This window comes from Streptacidiphilus sp. ASG 303 (assembly GCF_020991365.1).
Taxonomy (GTDB): Bacteria; Actinomycetota; Actinomycetes; order Streptomycetales; family Streptomycetaceae; genus Peterkaempfera.
The window spans coordinates 117,752-133,127 of sequence record NZ_JAJLRA010000009.1 but is presented as its reverse complement, the minus strand read 5'-3'; the positions used below and the strand labels follow the sequence as shown (position 1 = coordinate 133,127).

Below are 15,376 nucleotides of genomic sequence, written 5' to 3'. Positions count from 1 at the left end.
GTCCGCAGGCGTCCGACGCCGTGCGCCGCGTCCCGCGGACCGGGGCCGCGCCCTGCGGCGGCACGCCCGCCCCGTCCCGGGCGGCGGCACGCCCGCCCCGTCCCGGGCGGCGGCCCCGGATCCCCCGCACCCGGGTCTCCCGCCGGCACGGGACGGGGCGGCCGGGCCGCCCGGCACCGCCGCCCTGCCCCGCACCGCACCGCCTGCAGGAACGTCAGCTGTCGGGCCACACCTGGATGTGGTCCGGTTCCAGTTCGAGGCCGACCCGGTGCTCCAGCCCCAGCGCCTCCACGAACTCGCGGGGCAGCTGCACCCGGCCGGAGCGGTCCATGGTCGCGTACTCCCGTTCGACCACCGACTCCCGGCCGTCCGCGTCCCGGGCGATCCGCCGCAGCACCTCGGAGCTGGTGCGCCCGTCCCGGATCGCCACCGTGCGGCGCACCTCGCCCGCCACCATGGGGTCGTGGGTGACGACCACCACCGTCGTCCCCAGCTCGGCGTTGACCGTCCGGAAGGCGCCGAAGACGTCGGCCGCGCTCTCCGAGTCCAGCTCGCCGGTGGGCTCGTCGGCGAGCAGGACCGCCGGCCGGTTGGCCAGCGCCACCGCGATGGCCGTGCGCTGCTGCTCGCCCCCGGACAGCTGCTCCGGCCCCCGGTCGCGGCAGTGGCCGACGCCGAGCAGGTCCAGCAGCTCCGCCACCCGCGCCTCGCGGGCCCGCCGCCGGCCTCGGCCCCCGCCGCCCAGCTGCATCGGCAGGGCGACGTTCTGGCCTGCCGTCAGGAACGGCAGCAGGTTGCGGGACGTCTGCTGCCAGACGAACCCCACGGCCTCGCGCCGGTACCGCAGCCGCTCGGCGGCGCCCATGGAGAGCAGGTCGTGACCGGCCACCGAGGCCGAGCCGGCGGTCGGGACGTCCAGCCCGGCGAGGATCTGCAGCAGCGTGGACTTCCCGCTGCCCGAGGCGCCCACCAGAGCCATCAGCTCCCCCGGCTCCACCAGCAGGTCTAGGCCCTGGAGGGCCTGCACCTCCACCCCGTCCGCGGTGAAGATCCGTACGAGGCGGTCGCAGGCGATCACGGCCCCCCTGCCGTACTCCGGGTGGTCGCGCTCCTCGGCGATCCGGCGGCGGAGCTCCGCCAGGGTCGGAGCCCCGGCCCGTCCCGCCTCCGGATCGGGAGCCCCGGCCCGTACGGCCCCCGGGCCGTGGCCGGGCTGCCGCGGACCGTCCTCCGGCTCTGCGCTCACTGCTCACCTGCTCTCAGTTCCGCGGCGATCCGACGCCGCCCCGTCACCGCCGTCTCGGCCGCGGCCGCCCCTACCGCCAGGGCCAGCAGCCCGGCGCCCGGGGCCAGCAGCGGCCCGAGGCGGACCCCCAGCCCTGTCGGCACGTCCGTCCCCGCCAGCCCCGCCAGGTCCACGGCCGCCCCCAGGACGGGTACGGCGGCCAGGCCGAGGAGCGTACCGGCGACGGCGGCCGCCACCAGCGGCGGCAGCACCTCCAGGAGCACCAGCCGGTAGCGTCGGCCGCCGGTCATCCCCATCGTCCGCAGCCGCGCGAGCAGGGCCGCCCGCCCCGGCGCCGACCGGGCCAGCGACAGCAGGACGGCCAGCACGCTCAGCACCGCCACGGAGGCCACCGCCGCCGCGTAGAGCGCCGTGGCGCCCTGCGGCAGCGGAGCCCGGTCCAGGGCGGACAGCACCTCGGTGCGCACCGAGACGGTGGCCGCCTCCGCCCCCCGGGCCCGCTCCACGGTGCGGTGCAGCGCAGAGGGGTCGACCGGACCGGTCAGCAGCAGCAGGTCCGGGGCCGGGAGGGGGGCGGAGGAGGCGCGCGCCCACCGCGCCCGCACCTGCTCCAGCGGCACCACCAGGAAGTCCCCGCCGTCGCGGGCCGCCGGGGTCTGCGCGAGCGTGCCCGCGACCCGCACGTCGAACGAGCCGTACGTCGTCACCAGCGGGCCCTGGGCCCCGCCGCCGATGCGCGCGGCGAGCGCGGGCGAGGCGAGGGCGGGTACGGCCCCGCCCCCGCGCAGCAGCCCGGTGCCGAACCGGCCGATCCCGGTCGCCGCGGAGAGCCGCGCGTACGCGGCCGTGTCGGCGACGACCAGAGTGAAGCCGTTCGCCATACCGCCCTGGTGCAGCAGCAGGCCGAGCCCGCCCTGCACCCGCAGGGGCACGGCCGAGCGGACTCCGGGCAGCTCCGCGACCGTCCTCGGCAGCCCCGGGGGCAGCTCGGTCCCCGACTCGATCCTGGCGTCCGCGCCCACCTGCGCCAGTGCGGCCCGGGTCCGGCCGTCGGAGATCCCGTACAGCACGGTGCCGCCGAAGACCGCGACGGTCAGGGCCAGGAGCAGGGCCAGCAGCGGCAGCAGGGTGCCCGAGGCGGGGGAGCGGGCGGCCCGCGCCAGCCCGAGGAAGGGCACCGCGCCGCGGCGGCCCGCGGCGACGCGGGCGAGCAGCCGCAGCGGCCACGGGTAGACGCGCAGCAGCACCAGCGCACCGGCCAGCCCCAGCAGCAGCGGGGTGCCGCTGACCAGCGGGTCCACGCCGCCCGCGGCGATGCCGCGCTGCCGGACGGCGGCCACCGCGCCTGCGGCGGCGGCCAGGACCGCCAGGTCGAGGACCGTGCGCCGCCGGGAGGGGCGGGTCCGCGCGACGTCCGCCCGCGCCGGGCCGGTCCCGCGCCCCCGGTGAGGGAGGACCGCCCGCAGCGGGACGACGAGGACGACCAGCCCGGCCACGGCTGCGGCCGCCGCCGCGGACGCGCCCCAGCGGGCCGTGGGCAGCAGGAGCAGGGCGGCCGACAGCCCGGCGGCGGCCGCCGGCAGCGCCACTGCGGCCGTCTCCGCCGCCAGCCGCCCGGCGAGCGCGGGCAGGCCCGCGCCGCGGGCCCGCAGCAGGGCGAGTTCGCCGGTGCGGCGGTCGGCGGCCAGTCCCCCGGCCATCAGCAGCACGGCCCCCGCCACGCCGGCGAGTCCGGCGCCGGCCACGGCGAGCAGCGGCGCGGCCGCGGCACGGCCCCGGTCGAACGCGGCGAGGGCCGCCGGGAGCGGACTGGTGACCGACAGGCCGCCGGGCACGCCGGTCCCCGACCGGAGACGGGAGGCCGCCGTGCCGGAGACGAGGTCGTCGAGCCGGTCCTCGGCCGCCGCCACCTCGCGGGCGGCCAGGCCGTCCGCGGCCACCGGGTGGTGCCAGGCGGCGTCGACCGTGCCCGCGCGGGGCAGCACCCGGACCGAGGCGTCGCCCACCAGCATCCCCACGTGCCAGTACTGGGCGCTTCCCGGGGGCGGCGCGGAGGCCAGGGCGGGCCGCAGCAGCGTCTGCCCGAAACCCCAGTAGGGGTCCGCCGCCGACAGCGCGGTGTACACCCCGCTGACCCGCAGCACGAAGGGCGGGCCCGTGTCCGGCCGCAGGTGCAGCAGCGAGCCGGGACGCACCCGCAGCAGGTCCGCCGTGGCCCGGCTGACCATGACCTCCACGGTGAACCCGCCCTGCCCGCCGTCCCCGCCGTCCCCGCCGGCCCCGCCGGCCCCGCCGGCCGCAGGGGCCGCCCGCGGCGGCCGGCCGGCGGCCATCCGCACGTGGGCGTCCGCGCCCTGCCGCCAGGCGAGGGTGGCGGTCGGCTGCAGGCCGTCCACCTCCGGCAGCCCGGGGTCGGTCAGGGCCAGGTGCCCCGAGGAGGTGGACACCCCGTAGGAGACCGCGGCCGGGTCGATCCGCAGCGGCGGACGGACCGTGTCGCGCAGTCGGCGCTCCACGGCGGCCAGCCGCGCCGGGGAGACGGCCGCGGCGACCGCCTCCGGGCTCAGGTCCTGCGCCGGGCCGAGGACCGCCTCGGCGTCGATGCTCCGCACGACCGGACTCCTGGAGGCCAGGTCGCGGTGGAGCGCGGTGTCCGCGTACCGGTCCAGGGCGCGCGGCGCCGCCGCGGCCAGGAAGGAGAGCGCCAGGACCAGCAGGGCCAGCGCCCCCGCCGCGGCGGGGGCGCTGCGCAGCCGGGTGCGGACCCACGGGGCGCACACCGGCGGCCGGCGGCCGCCCGCGGGCGGGAGCGCTGCGGCGTCCCCGGGCGCCGGTCCGGGGCCCGCCGGCCGGGTGTCCGCGGGGCCGGGTGCGTCGGTCACGGTTCCTCCGGTCGGCGAAGGCGGCGGGCGAGGTCGCCGACGCGCCGCCCGGCGACCGCCGCGACCAGCAGCGGGACCGCGGCGACGGCGGCGGTGAGCACGGCCAGCCGCCCGGCGGGCAGGTCGACCAGCACCGGCGGCAGCGGCCGGGTGGCCTGCGCGGTGAGGACCAGCAGCGGGACCACCGCCCTGGTGAGCACACCGCCCAGCACGAGGCCCACGCCGATGCCGACCACCGCGGGCAGCGCCAGCTCCACGGCGGCCGCGCGGGCCAGGTCGCGGCGCCGGACGCCCAGCGCCGACAGCACGGCGTCCTCGTCCGCCCGGCGCCGCACCGTGCCCGACGCGCCGACCGCGAAGCCCACCGCGGCCAGCAGCGCGGCCGCCGCCGTGATCGCGGTCAGCGCCGTCTGCGGGCCCAGGCCCAGGGGGTCGTGCAGCAGTGCCGCGGACACCTCGGAGCGCACCTGCACGGTCTGCACGTCCGGTCGGCCGCGCAGGTCGGCGGCCACCCGGGCCGGGTCGGCCGCGGGGTCCAGATTCAGCCACCACTCGGACGGGTACACCGCGTCGGAGCCGGCCGCGACCAGGCGTCGGTCCAGCTCGCCGAGGTCGACCAGCAGCGCGCCGCCCGGCCTCTCCGCGGCGTCGCCGGGCCCGCCGTCCCCGTCCGGGCCGGCGCCCGGCCCTCCCCGCCCGGCCCTCCCCGCCGCCCCGGTGCCCGGCAGCGCCTCCACGGCGGCGGCGATCCGGACCTTCACGGTCCCGCCGCCCAGTGGGACGTCGAAGACCGAGCCGACCCGCGACCGGGTGGAGCCGAGGTACTCCCGGGTGGCCACCGCGGGGAGCGGCAGCGGGGTGGCGAATCCGGCGGGCAGCAGCCTGATGGTGGGGCCGAGCGGGGGAGCGGCGCCGGGGAAGGGCAGCGACTCGGGCCGGAGCAGGCCGCCGTCGTAGCGGAGTGCCAGCGGGGCGCCCGGAGCGGCGGAGACCGAGCGCACCGACCCGGTGGTGAACCCGGTGCCGGGCCCGGCCTGGTCGGTGTTCCCCGTGAAGGACGCGGTCCAGCCCAGCCCTGCCGGGACGGGCGCGGACACGCCGTCGGCCCGGACCGCCCGCACCTCGAAGGTCTGCTCCGCCGGGCCGTGCACCGCGTACGGCGGGTCGAGGGTGAGGCCGGTGAGCGTCAGCGGGTACGCGGGCATCCCGGCGGTGCCGCCCGCCGCGGAGCGCAGGTCGACGGTGATGCCGTGCCTGCGCCCGTCCACCGGCACCGTCCGCAGCGGCATCGCGTAGCCCACGCCGTGACGGTCGGTCAGGGTCACGGCCAGGGACTCCCTCGCGGCCGAGGGCACCGGTGCCGCACGCCCGGCGCGACCGCCGCCGGAGGGGCGGAAGGCGGCGACGACGTCCAGGGACAGGGTGCGCGGCCGCCCCGGGAGGGGGATGCCGGACCGGACCGCGGGGCCGCTGCCCCCCGCGAGCAGCGCGAGCAGCTGCGGCGCGGGCCGGTCGGCCAGGTCGGGGCGCATCGGCAGGGACGGCCGCTCGGCCCGGCTGTCCAGAGCCAGCAGCTCCGCGCTGTCGTCGCCGCGGACGGCCGACTGCCTGGCCACCGGCACCGCCGCCGCCACCCCGCGCACCGCCGCCAGCTCGCCGCCCTGGCCGAACGCGGGGCCGCCCGCCGCGACCACCCGGACGTCGCCCCCCGTGTCGAAGGCGGCCTGCTCGGCCTGGGACCTCCTCCAGCCGGCACCCTGACCGATCGCCAGGGTGCCCGCCGCGGTCGCCAGGGCGAGCAGCAGGACGGGACCGGGCCCCTGCAGCGAGCGCCGGGACAGCCGCCACCCGGCCAGCGCGGCGGGCAGGCCGCGGCTGCGGGCTGCGGCCCGCTCGGCGAGCCGGGCGGCCGGGGGGACCAGGCGCAGCGCGACCACCGTGCCCGCGCACAGTGCCAGCGTGGGGGCGGCGACCAGGACCGGATCGACGCCGAGCCCGCCGCCCGCCCCGGTGGTGAGCACCCCGCTGCCGCCTGCGCCCGACGCGTACCGGTCGAGCTGCCAGGAGGCGGCCGCCGCCAGGGCGACCAGGGCCAGGTCGGCTCCGCCGCGCAGCAGGCCGGGGGACACGGCCCGGCGCGGCCTGCGGCCCGTCCCCCCGCCCGCGGCCCGCCGCAGCGCCGGCGCCAGGACGAGCAGGGCGCAGCCCCCGGCGGCGGCCGCCGCCACCCACCCGACCTGCGGCGGCAGCGGCCCGGCGAGCCGCAGGCCGGCGTCGGCCGTCCCCCCGTGGGCGGCGAGCAGCCCGGCCAGCGGCCCGGCCAGCAGCGGAGCCGTCAGGGCCGCGGGCAGCGCGAGCAGGACGGCCTCGGCGGCGGCCAGGGCGGCGATCCGCCCCGTCGACGCCCCCCGGGCACGGAGCAGGGCGTTCTCCCCCTCCCGGCGCTCGGCCAGCACCCCGGCCGCCACCAGCAGGGTCGCGGCGGCGAGTGCGGCGAGCTGCAGCAGCCCCACCAGCAGGGTCGAACGGGCCACCAGCACCGACCGTTGCACCTGCCGCAGGACGGCGGGCAGGTCGCAGCGGGCCGCGAACCCGGGGTGGGCGCCCAGCACAGCGACGGACCGCTGCACGCCTGCCGTCACCGCGCCGGTCCGGCCCGTGGTGAGTTCGCCGAAGTCGGCGGCGGCCTGCCAGGCCACGGCGTACTGGGGCAGCACACCGCTGCGGAAGGCGGCGTCCTGCACGAGGAGCGGCCCGTAACTGCGCGAGACGAGAGTCCGGGTGCCCTTGCCGCCGAGCGCGTCCAGCTGCCAGTAGGGGTCGCCGACGTCCCGCGCCCGGTACACGCCGGTGACCAGGATCCGCAGCGGCATGCGGCCGAGGCGGTCGGTGAGGGTGATCACGGCGCCCGGGGCCACCGCGGCGCCCCCGGTGCCGAGAACGCGCTCGGCCGCAGCCGGCACGGCCACCGGGACCGGGGCGCCGGCGCGCGGGGGACCGGGCCACGCGCCGCGCAGCAGCCGCAGCCTGCCCCGGTCGAGGGCGGCGAAGGTGGTGTCCGGGGTGTCGTCGGCGGACGTGCCGGGCGGCGCGGGCAGGCCGTAGGGACCGCTGGAGGCGACCGAGCGGACGGTCACGGGCAGGCCGGCGAAGGCACGCCGTGCCTGCTCGCGCACGGTCCGGTCGGCGGCGGCCCGTTCCGGATACCCGACGCTCCCGGTGACCACCAGGGGGGTGGCCGCCGCGTCGGCCCCCTGAAGGGCACGGCGCAGCCCCGCGTCGCCCACCGAGGCGGCGAACGCGGTGAGCGCCGCCAGCACGCACGTGGTGAGCAGCACCGACAGCGCCGCGGCGGCCACCAGCAGCCGGTGCGCCCGCAGCCTGCGCACCACGAAACCACCCACCGAACCCCCCGTTCGACCGTTCGCACACGGCGTCGGGCACGGATCCTGCCACACCCCGCCGACATCCGGACCTCCCGACGGCAGGTCCGAACCCTGCGGGCACGGGCGGCGTGTGCGTCCTGTCCGTGCCGGGCCGTAGGCTGCTGCAACCGCGCGGCCCGGCAGCCGGCCGCGGACGGCGGGCCATGGACGGCAGGCCACGGACAGGGGGGGATCCGGGTGAGCAGCAGCACCGCACCGGAGGGCACGGCCGCGACCGGCGCACCGGCCGCGCCCATGGTCGCCGTGGAGGACGTCCACCGGTCCTTCGGCAGCGGCCCCACCGCCGTCCACGCCCTGCGCGGGGTCTCCCTCACCGCGCGGCGCGGCGAGCTGACCGCCCTCCGCGGCCGGTCCGGCTCCGGCAAGACCACCCTGCTCAACCTGGTCGGGGGTCTGGACCGGCCCGACTCCGGGCGGATCCTGGTGGGCGGGCAGGACCTCTCCGCCCTCGGCGAGGACGGCCTGCTCGACCTGCGCCGGGACCGGATCGGCTTCGTCTTCCAGTCCTTCGGCCTGATACCGGTCCTCACCGCCGCCGAGAACGTCGGTGTGCCCATGCGGCTGCGCCGCCTCCCGGCCCGCGAACGCGAGGAACGGGTGCGGGACCTCCTCGCGCTGGTCGGCCTGTCCGACCACGCCGCCCAGCGCCCGGGCGAACTCTCCGGCGGCCAGCAGCAGCGCGTCGCCATCGCCCGCGCCCTGGCCAACGAGCCCTCGCTCGTCATCGCCGACGAGCCCACCGGCCAGCTGGACTCGGCCACCGGGCGGGCCGTCATGCAGCTGCTGCGGGCCGTGGTGCACAGCGAGGGGGTGACCGCCCTGGTCGCCACGCACGACCCCCAGCTCATGGAGCTCGCCGACCGGGTCGTCGAGCTGGGCGACGGCCGGATCCTCTCCCGCTGACGCGCTGACGCGTTGACGGCGGGCGCCGGACGGCGCCCGACGGGCGGTGCCCCGAGGCCGCCGCCGTGCCCTGCGCCGCCCGGTCGGCCGGTCGGCGGGTCGGCCGGTCGGCGGGTCGGCCGGTCGGGCGGCCGGGCGGTCCACGGCCCCGACGGTCAGCCGGTCAGTGCACGGCCCCGGCGGCCAGGCGGATGTCCTCGCGCACGGTGGCCGCGGCGGTGAGGACCGCCCGCAGCCCGCGCGCGGCCGTCTCCGCCGGCATCGCGGGACCTGCGCCGTCCAGGACCTGCTCCGGGAGGGAGGGCACGTGCACGAAGCCGCCCCGGACGTCCGGGTACCGGGTGGAGAGCAGGTGCATCAGTCCGTAGAAGAGGTGGTTGCACACGAAGGTTCCCGCGGTCTGGGAGACCGAGCACGGCACGCCCGCCGCCCGGGCCGCGGCCGTGCAGGCCTTGACCGGGAGGGTGGCGAAGTACGCGGCGGGTCCGCCGGGCACGACCGGACGGTCCACCGGCTGCCGGCCGGCGTTGTCGGGCAGGCGCGCGTCGTCGACGTTGACCGCGATCCGCTCCACCGTCAGGCCACTGCGGCCGGCCGCCTGGCCGGTGCAGAGCACCAGGTCGGGAGCGGTCCGCTCCACCGCGTCGTACAGGACGCGCAGGCAGTCGCCGAAGACGCAGGGCAGCAGGAGGGGTGAGACCTCGGTCCCGGGCGGCGGCTCCTCGGCGACCAGGCGGGCCGCCTCCCACGAAGGGTTGGCGGACGCCCCGTCGAAGGGCTCGAATCCGGTCATGAGCACACGGACCACCAGGTCTCCTCCTGCCGCTCGGCACCTTCGGCCGCCGCACCGGCGCGACCGGCCCGGTGCCCGCACCGACTGTAACGACCCCGTCCGCAGCTGCAGGCGGCGCGATCCCGCCGGCCGCCGCCGGCCGGCCTGGGCGCGGGACACGGCAGCCGGTGTGCCGGACGGCCACGCACCCGGGACGGCGGGGTGCCTCCCGCCGTCGTCGGCCTCCTCGCCGTGCTGCGCCCGACCGGGGGACGGGGCCGGGGGGCGGGACCGGGAGGGGCGGCCTCAGGCCGGCTTGCGCCACACGGAGATGTGCTTCGCGGAGTCCTGGGTGAACGGCGCCCCGTCCCAGTCCGCCACGCGCCGCTCCAGCTCGAGCCCTGCAATCCGCGCCATCAGGTCGAGCTCCGCCGGCCATGCGTACCGGTGCCGGGATTCGCCGCGGCGGTAGCGGCCGTCCTCGCCGTCGCGGGTGAGGTGGTGCGGGACGAGGACCTGCTCGACCAGGTCGAAGGTGTCGAAGCCGAGATGCCGGTCGGAGACGTCGAACGGCACCGCGACCTGCCCGGGCGGCAGGAACCGCAGGGGAGGGACACCCAGCTCGATGACGAACCGCCCGCCGGGCGCCAGGTGGCGTGCGGCATTGCGGAAGCACTCGACCTGCTCGTCCTGCGTGAGCAGGTTCGTGATCGTGTTGTAGACGAGATAGACCAGGGTGAACTTGCCGGGGACGACGGTCGTGGCCATGTCCCCGACGACGACCGGGAGCGCGTCCTCGTCGATCTTGCGCCGCAGGACCGCTGCCATGTGCTCGGACAGCTCGATGCCCACCACGGGCACCCCCCGCTCCCGGAGGGGGACGCCCACCCGTCCGGTTCCGATGGCGAACTCCAGCGCGCGGCCGCCTCCGGCGAGCCCGGCGAGGAAGCCGAGAGTCGGTCCGAGAACGGCGGCCGAGGACATCTCGCTCTCCTCGGCGTCATAGCGTTCGGCGTTCGCACGGGTCCACAGCTCGCTGCTCGTCACGGGCGCCCACTCTGCCGGGCGCGGCGGGGGCTGTCCACGCAATTGCGACCTGCCCCGCGCCTGCGGCCCAGGGGCCGCGACGGGACGGCGGCCGTGCCGGTCCTTCGAGCACGGCCCGGGGGGGGCAGGCCTGCCCGGCCTGCTCCGTCCCGTCTGCACCGCCCTGTCCCGACGGTGTCCCGACGGCGTCCCGGCGGAGCCGCCCGGAAGCCCGCTCCGCGTCGCACCGGGATGCCCGGTGCGGGGCCCGGCGTCAGGGGCGGCGCGTCCGCGCGCCGACGGCGAGGGGGAGCCCGCCCGGGGCGGACTCCCCCCGCCCCGGCCGTGCGGTACGGACGGCACGGGTGGTGGGGGAGCTGCGTGGGACGCCGCCACGGGGGCAGGAGGTCTGCGTGCATCAGGGGACGGTGTGTCAGGAGAACCGGGGTGATCCGGCAGCCGCTCGGACCGCCCGCACCGGGGAGCATCCGGCGGGCGGTGCGGGGGGCGGGGCCGGTGCGGGCGGCGGGCGGTGCGGTGGCGAGGGCGGCGCGCTCTCCGAGCTGGTCCGTCTCGTCGACCGCTACGCGGGCGCGTACGAGACGGCGGCGGGCATCTGCTGGGCCGCCTGCGCCGGGTCGGTGGTCCTCACCACCGGCCTGCTGGAGCTCGGTGCCCGCAGCCTGGCGCGTTCCGTGAAACGCCGACCGGCAGGCGAGGGCGGGCCGGAGCGTGCGGTGTGAGCGGCCGGGAACAGCTCGACCTCGTGGCGTGGCTCGAACGCCGGGCCGCGCGGCCCTTGCAGCTGACCATCGACGGCGGCTGCGTCGCCTACCCCGACGAGCCCAACCCGGTGCCTCCGCCGGCACCGGCCGCACCCGCCGACGGCCCTGCCGACGCCGCTGCCGGCGACCCCTGATCCCGCCGCCGAAGGCCCCGTCCCCGGCGCGGCCGCCCGGTGCACCGACCGGTGGGCCGACCGGTGGGCCCCGCCCGCGGCCGCCCGTCGGGTGCGGCCGGGTGCCGTCCTCCGGTGCGACCGGAGGGGAGGGGCGCCGGGCACGGGGGCAGCCGGCTGCGCCCGCCGTGGGCCTGCCGCCGGGAGCGTGCAGCCCGGGCCGGTATGCCTGGTCAACGGCTGTAGAGTGAGCGCCGTGGCAGAGGCATCCCCGATCCGGGCCGGACGCCGGGGCTCCGGACAGGCCGCCCTCGGCGGAGCCCGCCGCCCGCCCGGCGGTCCCGGCTCCGGGCGCACCCGCGCCCGTGCGGCCGCCGTGCCCGCCGGTGCCGCTCCCGTCCGTGCGTCTCCGGGTGCCGACCCGCTCGGCCGCCGGCCCGCCGCGGGGGCCCGCACCCGTCCGCGCCCCGTTCCCGCGCCCCTCCCCGCGAGCCGGGAAGCAGGCCTTGCCCGGAACTGACGCCCCGATTCCCCCGACGCCACGGGCGCGGGCCCGGTCCCGGGCGCTTCCTCCGGACCTGCCCGTCCCGGTCGCGGCCCTCGCCGCCCGACGGCCGCTTCCCGAGGCGGACGGCGCCCGGGCGCGCCTCGGCGCCGCCCGTGCGGCGGACCGGCGCGGGCCTCTCCGGCGCGGGACGGTCCCCCGCCCGCCCGACCGCTCTCGGAACGACTCGTAGGAGGTGGCCATGTCGGATGCGCTGTTCGACGCGGTCGACGCGCTGCTGGCCCGCGCCGGGGGAGAGGACCTGCCGCCGGCGGACGAGCGTGCCAGGCTCCGCACGGCGGCGCAGCTGACCCGGAGGCAGGTGGCCGACGCGCTCGGGGTGCGGCCGCAGACGGTCGCGGGCTGGGAGGGCGGGCGCAGCGAGCCGCGCTCCCCGCAGCGGGAGGCGTACGCGCACCTGCTGCGCCAGCTGGCCGCCCGCCACGGTTCGTCCTGGACCCCGCCCGGTGCCGCCCCGGCGGCGCCCGCGCCCGCGCCTGCCCCCGCGCCTGCCCCCGCCCCTGCTCCGGCGCCCGCCGGGGCCCGGACCCCCGTGACGCCACGGGACGCCGGGGCCGAAGCCGTCACCGCCGGAGTCGACGCCGCCACCGCTCCGCCCACCCCCGTGGCGAGCCCGGCCGCCCCGGCGCCCGCCGCCCGCCCGGCCGGCGGCGGGGTGCCGGACGGACGGGACACTGCGGCAGCACCGGCGCCGACCCGGCCCCAGCCCCGGGCCCAGGGCCGGACCCAAGGCCTGACCCCGGCCCGGGACCAGGGCCGGACCCGCACCCGACCCCAGGAACAGGGCCAGGACCAGGACCGGCCCCGGGAGGAAGAGGGACGCTTCCCCGCCGGACCGCTGGCGGTCCTCGACGCCGACGGCCGCCGGCTGGTCGCGCACCTCGCCGACGGCCGCACGCTGCCGGTGCCGGTGGCCGCCGCGTCGCTCGCGGAGGTCACGGAGTGGGCGTCGGAGGCCGGTCTGGGCTCGGGCCGGCTCCACCGGTTCGGCAAGGACGGCGACCCGCTGGTGGTGCTCACCGACGCGGCCGCCGAGTACCTGGGCCTGCCGGCGGCGGGCGGCGGGAAGGGCGGGTTCGACCCCCGTACCGGCCGCCTGCCGGAGACCCACAGGGCGGTCAGGGCCCTGCTGCGGGCCGGATGGCTGCTGACCCGCCGCGGCTTCGGGCCGTGGGCGCGCGTCTACCGCACCCCCGAGGGCGGCCGCCGCGCGTGCGTGCAGTACTGCGTCCCGGCCTGGGGCGCCCTCTCCTCCGGCGGCTGGTCCGTCCCCGACGGCCTCGCCGCGCCCGAGCTGGCGCGCCTGCTGGGCACCTACGCCTCCCGCGTGCTCACCCCGCGCGGCTCGACGGCGGTGACGGGCCTGGAGCTGATGACCGCGCTGCGGCCGCCCACCCGCCCGGTGCGCACGCAGTCCGGCTGGACCTCCGGCCCGGTGGAGGGCTCCCTCACCCACCCGCTGGACCCCGCGCCGCCGGAGGCGCCGCCCGAGCACCCCCTGGCCGCCGGCCGCGCCGAGCACGACGTCCTGGAGGAGGAGGCGTGGGACTGGCACCGGCCGGTCGACCTCCTGGACCCCGGGGAGGTCGGGCTGCCGTACGCGGTGGGCGTCGACATCAACACCGCGTTCCTCGCCGCCACCAACCGGCTGACGGTCGGCCTGTCGGAACCGGTCCACGAGCTGCGCCCGGCCTTCGACAGGAAGGTCCCCGGCTGCTGGCTGGTCGACCTGTCCGGGGTCGCCTCGGACCCCCGCCTGCCGAACCCCTTCACCCCCGACGGCCGTCCCCCCGCGGGCCCGGCCTGGTACGCCACCCCCACCGTCGCCTACGCCGTCGAGCTCGGCGCGGACGTCCGGCCGCTGGAGGGCTGGCTGCGCCACCGCGCCGGCCCCTACCTCGACCACTGGCACGCCCGGCTGCGCGACGCCTACATCGCCGGCATGGACCGCCTCGGGGTCCCCCGCGACCTCGCCGACCGCGACCCGCACGCCTTCCTGGCCGCGATGGCCGCCCTCAGGGAGGCCGGCGACCCCGTGGAGGCGGCGGTCCTGGCCGCGGTCAAGGCCACCGCCAAGGGCGGCATCGGCAAGCTCCGCGAACGCCCCCAGGGCGCCGGCTACCGCCCCGGCCTGCCCTGGCCCGCTCTGGAGCGCCCCACCTGGCGTCCCGACATCCGCGCCGCGGTCATCGCCACCGCCCGGGTCAACATGCACCGCAAACTGCTCAGGACCGCCCAGGCCACCGGCCGCCACCCGATCGGGGTCCTCTCCGACTGCGCCGTCTACCCGGCCCCCGGGCCCTCGCCGCTGGACGTGCTGCCCTACCGGACCGACGGCACCCCCGTCCCCGGCGCCCTGCGCCTGGGCGTCTCCCCGGGCCACGTCAAGCACGAGGGCACCCGGACCCTGGAGTGGGCGCTGGAGCTCCTCGCCGACGGCGCCAACCCCGCCCGCCACATCAAGACCGGCACCGACGCCGTCGCCGAAGGGGAGTGAGCCGCCGTGGGCGAGATCGAGGACGGCCTGGAACGCGCCCTGCACACCCGGCCCCTCCCGCAGTCCACCGCGGCCCGCCTGCGGTTCCTGCTCCGCCGGGAGAAGGGCTCCACCAGGGCGCTGGCGCTCCGGCTCGGGGTGTCCCAGCGCGCTGTGCAGCACTGGCTCAAGGGCGACCGCCACCCCAGGCCCGAGGCGGCGGCCCGGATCGAGGAGCAGGTGCGTGCCGACTGGCAGCCACGGGTGCGCCGCCGCATCCGCCGGCAGGCGGAGGCCGGGGGCATGGTGATCCACACCCGGGCCCGGTTCGGCTTCACCGCGGCTCCCGGCTCCACCGACGACCCGCGGCTGCGGATGATCACCCAGCACGTCCCCGCCGAGACCGCGGCCGCGCTCTTCGCCGCCCGCGACGCCGGCGCCTCCGAGGACCACCAGGCCCGGATCCTCGCCCAGGGGCTCGCCCACGCCTACTTCCGCGACGGCGGCCGCCGGGCCACCGGGCTGGAGGTGGAGTTCACCGGCATCGACTTCGTCGACTTCGGCATCTGACCCTCCGCGGCGGCGCCGCCCGGGTGCTCCCGGAACCGGCGCCCGCACCGGTCCGCACCGGGCGCTACAGGCGAACGGTCATCTCCACGGTCACCGTGTCCCCCGTCGCGAGGCCCTGCGGTCTGCGCACCGCATCCTTGACCGGCAGCAGGTAGCCGCCGTCCCTCGGGAAGAGGGACGTGGTGAAGGTGCTCCCGCCGATCCGGGCCTCGACGGGGACGACGCCCCACCCGTACGTTGCCGCTGCCGCCACGTCGCGGATGTCGGCGCACTGCTCCTCCGGCACCGGCACGAAGAAGAACGGGGAAGGACCCCGCCATTCGACGACCTGCCCGGTGAAAGCGATGTCCATGGAACCGGTCCGTTCTTCGAGGAGGGTCGGATCCCGCTCAGCGTACGGGTGGGGCCACCGTGCGGACCGGCGCCGACACCCGTCCCGGACGGTCCGCGTGACGGCTGTCCCCGCCGACGCCCCGCCCGCCGGGCGACGTGCACGGGCGCAGCAGGCGTGTCCGGGCACGCGGGCCGGCCGCCGGTACGCGTGCCGGACGCCCCCTGGGGAATCGGATGTCCCGCCGCGCCCCGGCGTGCG

The 15,376-nt window shown here is 79.2% G+C and carries 11 protein-coding genes; 5 read left to right on the top strand and 6 right to left on the bottom strand.

Features of this window, described 5'->3' with window-relative positions:
- Positions 1-214 precede the first annotated feature (214 nt).
- The 3 genes from LO771_RS14675 to LO771_RS14665 all read right to left on the bottom strand — a co-directional run bounded on the left by LO771_RS14675 (position 215) and on the right by LO771_RS14665 (position 7,532).
- Positions 215-1,141: an ATP-binding cassette domain-containing protein gene (locus tag LO771_RS14675; RefSeq protein WP_255744354.1), complete on the bottom strand. Its 927-nt coding sequence runs from the start codon at positions 1,139-1,141 to the stop codon at positions 215-217.
- A 101-nt stretch (positions 1,142-1,242) separates the two neighbouring features.
- Positions 1,243-4,128 carry a hypothetical protein gene (locus LO771_RS14670; RefSeq protein WP_230652401.1) on the bottom strand — a complete coding sequence of 962 codons (2,886 nt, stop codon included), beginning with the start codon at positions 4,126-4,128 and terminating at the stop codon, positions 1,243-1,245.
- Positions 4,125-7,532: an FtsX-like permease family protein gene (locus tag LO771_RS14665; RefSeq protein WP_230652399.1), complete on the bottom strand. Its 3,408-nt coding sequence runs from the start codon at positions 7,530-7,532 to the stop codon at positions 4,125-4,127. Before LO771_RS14665 ends, LO771_RS14670 begins: the two co-directional genes overlap by 4 nt.
- A gap of 276 nt (positions 7,533-7,808) precedes the next feature.
- On the opposite strand from LO771_RS14665, the gene LO771_RS14660 reads away from it, so the two are divergent.
- Positions 7,809-8,477: an ABC transporter ATP-binding protein gene (locus LO771_RS14660; protein ID WP_230652613.1), complete on the top strand. Its 669-nt coding sequence runs from the start codon at positions 7,809-7,811 to the stop codon at positions 8,475-8,477.
- 163 nt (positions 8,478-8,640) lie between these two features.
- Here the strand turns inward: LO771_RS14660 and pcp are convergent, their stop codons facing one another.
- Together pcp and LO771_RS14650 are read right to left on the bottom strand one after the other, a co-directional pair.
- Positions 8,641-9,285, bottom strand: coding sequence for a pyroglutamyl-peptidase I (pcp, locus tag LO771_RS14655; RefSeq protein ID WP_230652397.1), 645 nt, complete (start codon positions 9,283-9,285; stop codon positions 8,641-8,643).
- A gap of 270 nt (positions 9,286-9,555) precedes the next feature.
- Positions 9,556-10,296, bottom strand: coding sequence for a class I SAM-dependent methyltransferase (locus LO771_RS14650; RefSeq protein ID WP_230652395.1), 741 nt, complete (start codon positions 10,294-10,296; stop codon positions 9,556-9,558).
- Positions 10,297-10,688: 392 nt separating this feature from the next.
- Here LO771_RS14650 and LO771_RS14645 point away from each other — a divergent pair, with 392 nt between their 5' ends.
- The 4 genes from LO771_RS14645 to LO771_RS14630 all read left to right on the top strand — a co-directional run bounded on the left by LO771_RS14645 (position 10,689) and on the right by LO771_RS14630 (position 14,784).
- Entirely contained in the window at positions 10,689-11,018 is a 330-nt protein-coding gene (locus LO771_RS14645; protein ID WP_230652393.1) for a hypothetical protein, read from the top strand.
- Entirely contained in the window at positions 11,015-11,194 is a 180-nt protein-coding gene (locus tag LO771_RS14640) for a hypothetical protein (RefSeq protein ID WP_230652391.1), read from the top strand. The genes LO771_RS14645 and LO771_RS14640 overlap by 4 nt, the downstream gene beginning before the upstream one ends.
- 725 nt (positions 11,195-11,919) lie before the next feature.
- Complete coding sequence (locus LO771_RS14635; RefSeq protein WP_230652389.1) at positions 11,920-14,235, top strand: helix-turn-helix transcriptional regulator; 2,316 nt, start codon at positions 11,920-11,922, stop codon at positions 14,233-14,235.
- Positions 14,236-14,241: 6 nt separating this feature from the next.
- The gene (locus LO771_RS14630) at positions 14,242-14,784 is read left to right on the top strand and encodes a helix-turn-helix transcriptional regulator (RefSeq protein ID WP_230652387.1); all 543 of its coding nucleotides are present in this window, start codon (positions 14,242-14,244) and stop codon (positions 14,782-14,784) included.
- Positions 14,785-14,848: 64 nt separating this feature from the next.
- On the opposite strand, the gene LO771_RS14625 is transcribed toward LO771_RS14630, so the two are convergent.
- Positions 14,849-15,136 carry a DUF1905 domain-containing protein gene (locus LO771_RS14625; protein WP_230652385.1) on the bottom strand — a complete coding sequence of 96 codons (288 nt, stop codon included), beginning with the start codon at positions 15,134-15,136 and terminating at the stop codon, positions 14,849-14,851.
- Between the last annotated feature and the right edge of the window lie 240 nt (positions 15,137-15,376).